The organism is Agrobacterium sp. DSM 25558 (assembly GCF_900100825.1).
GTDB lineage: Bacteria > Pseudomonadota > Alphaproteobacteria > Rhizobiales > Rhizobiaceae > Agrobacterium.
The window spans coordinates 1-7,246 of sequence record NZ_FMUD01000066.1; the positions used below are offsets into that span (position 1 = coordinate 1).

Annotated in this window: 4 protein-coding genes; 2 read left to right on the forward strand and 2 right to left on the reverse strand. The window is 57.3% G+C overall.

The window, feature by feature from the left end:
• Positions 1-222, forward strand: a 222-nt coding sequence (locus tag DSM25558_RS29155; RefSeq protein ID WP_210189146.1) for a hypothetical protein, incomplete at its 5' end; no start/stop codon positions are given.
• Positions 223-653: 431 nt separating this feature from the next.
• On the opposite strand, the gene DSM25558_RS27175 is transcribed toward DSM25558_RS29155, so the two are convergent.
• Positions 654-1,583: an IS110 family RNA-guided transposase gene (locus tag DSM25558_RS27175; RefSeq protein WP_077107736.1), complete on the reverse strand. Its 930-nt coding sequence runs from the start codon at positions 1,581-1,583 to the stop codon at positions 654-656.
• 476 nt (positions 1,584-2,059) lie between these two features.
• Here DSM25558_RS27175 and clpB point away from each other — a divergent pair, with 476 nt between their 5' ends.
• Positions 2,060-4,678 carry an ATP-dependent chaperone ClpB gene (gene clpB, locus DSM25558_RS27180; protein ID WP_077107737.1) on the forward strand — a complete coding sequence of 873 codons (2,619 nt, stop codon included), beginning with the start codon at positions 2,060-2,062 and terminating at the stop codon, positions 4,676-4,678.
• Positions 4,679-4,736: 58 nt separating this feature from the next.
• On the opposite strand, the gene DSM25558_RS27185 is transcribed toward clpB, so the two are convergent.
• Complete coding sequence (locus DSM25558_RS27185) at positions 4,737-6,674, reverse strand: M23 family metallopeptidase (protein ID WP_077107738.1); 1,938 nt, start codon at positions 6,672-6,674, stop codon at positions 4,737-4,739.
• Between the last annotated feature and the right edge of the window lie 572 nt (positions 6,675-7,246).

The following is a 7,246-nucleotide window of genomic DNA, read 5'->3' on the forward strand; positions in this document are numbered from 1 at the left end:
GGATTAATCCGCAAGCGTTTGTCAGTTTGCCAGTTCAAAACCCCGGTCCGCCGGGGTTTTTTTGTTTTTGTGGGTGGATGTTTCGAGGGAGCTGGGGGTGACCCTTCCTTAGGCAGGTTGAGCATGACGTTTGACGGGAAGTGTTTGTCACTTGACCAACCACCAAAAGAGCGCAAAACAATCGCGATGGAAGTAGCATTCATCCCGAAGTGGGAGGTGTAATGTACCGCTCCAAGAGCGAGGCGGGAGCGAAATAAAGGATGTGGTGGTAGCAACATCCTGAGGTACCCAAAGGAGCCTCGAAGGGCGAGGGATGCGTACAAAGGCTTCAGCCGGATGCTTCGACTGCACCACGCGCTACCTCTACTTTGACCGGCTCCGGACGACGTATGAGGTCGGCAGGTGAGGCACCTAGCCAGCTAACATGAGGAATACGCCGCTCACCCCCCTCTGCCCAGCCAATCTCCCCCTCACGTGGGGAGATTGGCTGGGCGCGGGCTCACGGGACATCTTGAATGTTGGGGCGGGGCGATGGCAATATTTAGTGATTTTTCCTTCTCCTGAAGGGTGATGTTGGGCAGTGAGCGTGCCTTTTACCGATCTCCCCCCCTGAGGGGGAGATGCCCGGCAGGGCAGAGCGACTGTCTTGGCAGTCAAGCGTTTTGCCATGGTTTATTCTCCCGGATGATGGCGTTGAGGATGGTAAGAAGCTTGCGCATGGTGGCAACGATGGCGACGATCTTGGGCTTGCCGGATGCCACGAGGCGATCGCGGAAGGCTTTGAGGAACGGGTTGTGACGGGACGCAACCAGTGCCGCCATGAACAGGACGGCCCGCACCTTCGAGCGCACGCCACCGATAAAGCTCTTGCCTTTCCACTTGCCCGATTGCCGCGTCCAAGGTGCCAATCCCGCAAGCGATGCGATCTGGCGTCTGTCGAGGCTGCCGAGCTCCGGCATTTCCGCCAAAAGCGTGCGCGCCGTAGCCCGCCCCACACCCGGAACCGAGGTCAGCAATGCCTCGCGCACACGCCACAAGGGTGACTTGCGGATGTGGTCATCCAGATCGGCATCGATGCTCTCCATCTCACGGCGCAGCGCATCCAGCAGCCGTTTGATGCTCTTGCGCGTCGTCTTTTCCAACGCCATCCGCAAGCGGTTCTCTTCAGCCACGATCATCTGCACGATCTGTCGCCTGCGGTCGACAAGGGCCGATAAAGCCTGGGTTTGCGCATCGCGCAGCGGTCGGATCTGCGGTTTCGTCGCCGTGACGAAAGCGGCAATCAGGGCTGCATCGATCGCATCGGTCTTGGCACGCCGACCGATGGCGTTGGCATAGGCTCGCACCTGCGCCGGATTGACGACGATCACGCAGATGTCGCAGGCCGCAAGCTCTGCCACGGCCAGCGTTTCAAAACCGCCCGTCGCCTCCAGCGCCACGAGATCGGCGTTCTCCGCCTTGAGGCGACGCGCAAGTTCTTCGATGCCACTGTCGTCGTTCCCGACACAAAAGCTTGCGCCAGAGGGTGAAACCGCAACGTCGAGGCGGTCCTTCGACACGTCGATACCAACGATAATATCCATCTTATCCCATCCTTGCCTAAGCGGGCTTTGCACGCGCAAGCGGCCCTGGCGACTGTTCGGGTTCGATGGAACGGCGGATGCACAACCGGGCTCTGCCACGGGCTTGGTGTCCCTAAGGGGCTTCGGTCTAACATCCGCCACCGCACAGGGCAGTACACACCCAAATGACGGCGAAGGGAAGTTACAAGGGGGGTGAGCCACACCCATAAACGCTAACAACATATCACTCGTGCACAAGGCAAAACCCTCCCCTCCAAAAAATCCACCCGCCCCCATTTCCACCCTCTTTAAACCAGCCAAATTCCGTACCATATCAACCCCAACGGAGCAGAATGCGCGGCCATCAGCCAAGCCTCTGTTCCAGGCGATAACGGCACATGCCTGATATCGTAGCGGGGCTTGCCGCTTCAGGGAGCCTCAACCCTAACAAGCCGTACTGTGCCGATGACGGGCAGGGCGGTAAAAGGAGTTATGAGATGAACATTGAGAAATATTCCGAACGGGTCCGTGGGTTTCTGCAATCGGCGCAAACCTATGCCCTTGCCGAAAACCATCAGCAATTCGCGGCCGAACATGTGCTGAAAGTGCTGCTGGATGATGACCAGGGCATGGCCGCATCGCTCATCGAGCGGGCTGGCGGCAACGCCAAGGAAGCCCGTATTGCCAATGATGCAGCGCTTGGCAAACTGCCGAAAGTATCCGGCGGCAATGGCGGTCTTTCGCTGACTGCGCCGCTGGCGAAAGTGTTTTCGACAGCCGAAGACGTGGCAAAAAAGGCCGGTGACAGCTTCGTCACTGTCGAACGCTTGCTGCAGGCTCTCGCCATCGAAACATCTGCCAGCACATCCGCATCCTTGAAGAAGGCTGGCGTCACCGCCCAGGCCCTCAATCAGGTCATCAGTGATATCCGCAAGGGCCGCACTGCCGATGGTGCCAATGCCGAACAGGGTTTCGATGCGCTGAAGAAATTCGCCCGCGATCTGACGGCAGATGCCCGTGACGGCAAGCTCGACCCGGTAATCGGTCGTGATGATGAAATCCGTCGCACCATGCAGGTTCTGTCGCGCCGCACCAAGAACAATCCCGTGCTCATCGGTGAACCTGGCGTCGGTAAAACGGCGATTGCCGAAGGTCTGGCGCTGCGCATCATCAATGGTGATGTGCCGGAAAGCCTCAAAGACAAAAAGTTGATGGCGCTGGATATGGGTGCGTTGATCGCCGGCGCGAAATATCGCGGCGAGTTTGAAGAGCGCCTCAAGGCCGTGCTGAATGAGGTTCAGTCCGAAGCTGGCGGCATCATTCTGTTTATCGATGAAATGCACACGCTGGTCGGCGCGGGCAAGGCAGATGGCGCGATGGATGCGTCCAATCTGCTGAAACCGGCTCTGGCCCGTGGCGAATTGCACTGCGTTGGCGCAACCACGCTCGATGAATATCGCAAGCACGTGGAAAAAGACCCGGCGCTTGCTCGTCGTTTCCAGCCGGTGCTGGTGGATGAGCCGACGGTGGAAGATACGATTTCGATCCTGCGCGGTCTGAAGGAAAAATACGAACAGCATCATAAGGTCCGTATCTCGGATTCGGCTCTCGTGGCGGCTGCAACGCTGTCCAACCGCTATATCACCGACCGCTTTTTGCCGGACAAGGCCATCGACCTGATGGACGAAGCCGCATCGCGGCTGCGCATGCAGGTGGATTCTAAGCCGGAAGAACTGGACGAGCTTGACCGCCGCATCATGCAGTTGAAAATCGAGCGTGAAGCCTTGAAGCAGGAGACGGATGCGTCGTCTGCTGATCGCTTGAAGCGTCTCGAGGACGAGTTAACCGATACGGAGGAAAAAGCCGATGCCCTGACGGCCCGCTGGCAGTCTGAAAAGCAGAAGCTCGGCTATGCCGCCGACCTGAAAAAGCAGCTGGAAGATGCGCGCAACGAACTGGCAATCGCCCAGCGCGGCGGGCAGTTTCAGCGTGCTGGCGAGTTGACCTATGGCATCATTCCCGGTCTTGAAAAGGAACTAGCTGCCGCTGAAGAGCGTGATAGCAGCGGCGTCGGCTCCATGGTTCAGGAAGTGGTGACTGCGGATAATATCGCGCAAGTCATTTCCCGCTGGACCGGGATTCCTGTCGATCGCATGCTGGAAGGCCAGCGCGAAAAGCTGTTGCGTATGGAGGACGAGCTTGCGAAGTCCGTGGTTGGCCAGGGCGAAGCCGTTCAGGCTGTGTCGAAAGCGGTTCGCCGTGCACGCGCCGGCTTGCAGGATCCCAACCGCCCGATCGGTTCCTTCATCTTCCTCGGACCAACCGGGGTCGGCAAGACCGAGCTGACCAAGGCGCTGGCTCGTTTTCTGTTCGATGACGACACCGCGATGGTTCGCCTCGACATGTCGGAATATATGGAGAAACACTCCGTAGCCCGGCTGATCGGTGCTCCTCCGGGCTATGTCGGTTACGAAGAAGGCGGTGCGCTGACGGAAGCGGTTCGTCGTCGGCCCTATCAGGTCGTGTTGTTCGATGAGATCGAAAAGGCGCATCCGGATGTCTTCAACGTCCTGTTGCAGGTGCTGGATGATGGCCGTCTGACAGACGGGCAGGGCCGTACCGTCGACTTCAAGAACACCATCATCATCATGACCTCGAACCTCGGTTCGGAGTTCCTGACGCAGATGGGCGATAATGATCAGGTCGATTCCGTGCGTGAGCTGGTAATGGAGCGTGTCCGGTCGCATTTCCGGCCGGAGTTCCTCAACCGTATCGACGACATCATCCTGTTCCATCGCCTACATCGCAATGAAATGGGTGCCATCGTCGATATCCAGCTCCAACGTCTCGTGTCGCTTCTCAACGACCGCAAGATCATGCTGGAACTGGACGAGGATGCCCGGATCTGGCTGGCCGACAAGGGTTACGACCCTGCCTATGGCGCCCGCCCACTGAAGCGCGTCATCCAGAAATCCGTCCAGGATCGTCTGGCCGAGATGATCCTGGGTGGAGAAATCCCGGATGGCTCCCGCGTCAAGGTCACGTCTGGTACGGACCGGCTGCTGTTCAAGATCAAGCCGCTGCGTCCAGACGTCGAAACTGCCGACGCTGCGTGATCAAACGAAAAAGGGCTCCAGAAATGGAGCCCTTTCTAATTGTACGAGACATAGGGTTTTACCGGCTTGCAACCTGTTCGGCCTTGCCATCGATATTCAGCAGCGTGTCAATACGTTTTCTCTCGTCTGAGAAGCGCGCCAACGCTTCACCGGAAAGCGATTTTCCGCCCGGCAGGCGCACTTTCATGGCATCGACCTTGGTGCCATTGACGATAAGCTCATAATGCAGATGCGCGCCGGTCGAAAGGCCCGTCGACCCGACATAGCCGATCACCTGGCCCTGGGTGACGCGGGCACCCTCTGTCACGCCTTTGGCAATCGCGTTCTGGTGATTGTATGAGGAAACATATCCATTGGCATGGCGGATCAGCGTCTGGTTGCCATAGCCGGAAGCCCATCCCGCCTTTTCAACGACGCCATTGCCCGTGGCAATGATCGGCGTTCCACGCGGCGCTGCCCAGTCCGTGCCGGTATGCATACGGCTGAACCGCAGTACCGGGTGGCGGCGCATGCCGAAGCCGGATGTCATGCGACCGTTCGGCACAGGGTTGCGGATCAGGAACTGCCGGATGCTTTTACCCTGGCCGTCGAAGTAATCGACGCTGCCATCATCCGGATTCTGAAAACGGTAGAAGCGGGTTTCGGTGTCGCCGAACTTGGCATTCACATATAGCAACTCGGATTGGTCCGTCGCCTTGCCATCAGGTCCTTCGACCGAAAAGAAAGCCTCCAGCGAATCCGACGGCTTCAGCTGTGCCTGAAAATCGACACTGCTGGCCAGCAACTTCACCAACTGCGCAACCATTGTCTGGTTCATGCCATAGGTCAGCGCCGCCCGGTAAACGCCATCATACACACGCGGCAAATCGCGGTTGGCCGTCAGTGGCGCGTTGCTGCTGTCGAACGCAGTGGCGACAGCATCCAGTTGCGGCGGTTCGCTTGCCTTGATGAATCTTTTGGTATCATTGGTCGCAACAGTCACGACATGGCGGGCCTTGCGATAAAGACTGGCCCGCACCACATCGCTTTTTTCATCGCTCTGCAAAATCCCGATCCGCAATACATCGCCAGCCTGCACTTCGGCCGACCCATTCTCGGCACCCAGGGCATCCGCCGTCTGCCGCGCCTGCTCCTTGGAATAGCCAGCACCGAAAAGGGCGGCCTCCATCGTCTGAGCCTGCCGAACCGGTATAACGTCGTCGGCATATTCCTGAACCTTGACGTTTGAGGTTTGTGGCGTGGAAACGGACATGTTCTGCTCAACGACGCGCGCTGAAAGCCCTGCCGTCATATCCACATCCTCGGTTGCTTCGAAACGTCGTGGATCAATGTAGTAAAGGGCGGATAGCTGCTCGTTGCCATCGGTCAACATCGAACCGTTGGAGCGGACCGCCTCTTCCACCTCATCGAAGCTCATCGCAGCAGCATAGGCAAAGGGACTGTTTTTCGTCGGGAAAGCGACAGTCTTCAGGCTGACTTCAGACTCGACTTCCGAGCCGTAGATCGTGCCGGTTTTGCTGGCGGCAGGAGAGGCATCCTCATTGGTCGCGAAAATATTCAGCGGATCGAAAGGAGGATAGTCATCCTGATTGGTATAGTTGGCCGCAAGCGCTATCTTTACATGAGAGAAGGGCACTTTACGCACCACTTCCTTGTCGCCATCGTGAATGACGGTCGATACATCCATAACAGAACGGTCAGAAGGTCTAGCCGCAATGTTCGGTGCCAGAAGGCGAACGCCGCGGCGCACTGTCTCAGAGGCATCCTGCTCCATGTCAGCCCGCGCGAAGGCTTCAGCCGGAATAGCCAACTGCTGACGACCGTCGAGAGCTGCAAACAAGGCTACGCCCATAAGGATAGAAGACGTAATGCCTGTGAGAAATGTTCCGCTCAGCCAACGCAACGAGATTTCCCGTCGGTCAGGCGCTCGTCGACCTTCCGCCAAAATAGGCGGTTCGGTTCCCAGCGAACGGATCATGTCTCTGTTCGTCGTCATGCCTGTCGGGACCGATCGCTCATATAATCTCCAGAAACCATCACGCCGAAGGTGTGCAACTTTCAGACAAGCGAGTCAAACGCAGGCCGAGATTAACGAGCCATAGTCCCAAACTTCTTGTCTTAAGGATTCGTTGAGATTTCGAGATACGTCCCGCTCGCGGCAAAAACGTGGCGTGCAGCCAGTCTGGCTGGAAGAAACCCGTTTTACAGGGAAATCGGTTAGCCCGAATTACCGCTATAAGGAGTGTTCTAGCCTAGATTTAAGAGAGAAACCAAAATATCCCAACCAAATCAGCCACTTGCCATTTTTCTGATTTTTCTTCTTTTGGTGCTGTTGACTATGTCTGAGGTGTTCCTCTATAAGTCCGCTCACTGACGAGGGCGGCGGCGCTGCTAGCGACGATGTCCTTCGTTCTGGAGAAAACTGGAAGACTTGGCGAGTTTGTTGGGTCTTTGGAAGCTGAACTTTCGGGTTTTGGTTTGATGGTTTTGACACTAATGTGTGTCTGTTTTTTGACAATTGAATATGGAAGAAAGAGAAACGTGGGCGGCGAGGCTTGCGGGATGTTG

Coding starts and splice junctions, on each gene's coding strand:
- DSM25558_RS27175 (WP_077107736.1), bottom strand. CDS start 1,583: ATGGATATTATCGTTGGTATCGACGTGTCGAAGGACCGCCTCGACGTT.
- clpB (WP_077107737.1), top strand. CDS start 2,060: ATGAACATTGAGAAATATTCCGAACGGGTCCGTGGGTTTCTGCAATCG.
- DSM25558_RS27185 (WP_077107738.1), bottom strand. CDS start 6,674: ATGACGACGAACAGAGACATGATCCGTTCGCTGGGAACCGAACCGCCT.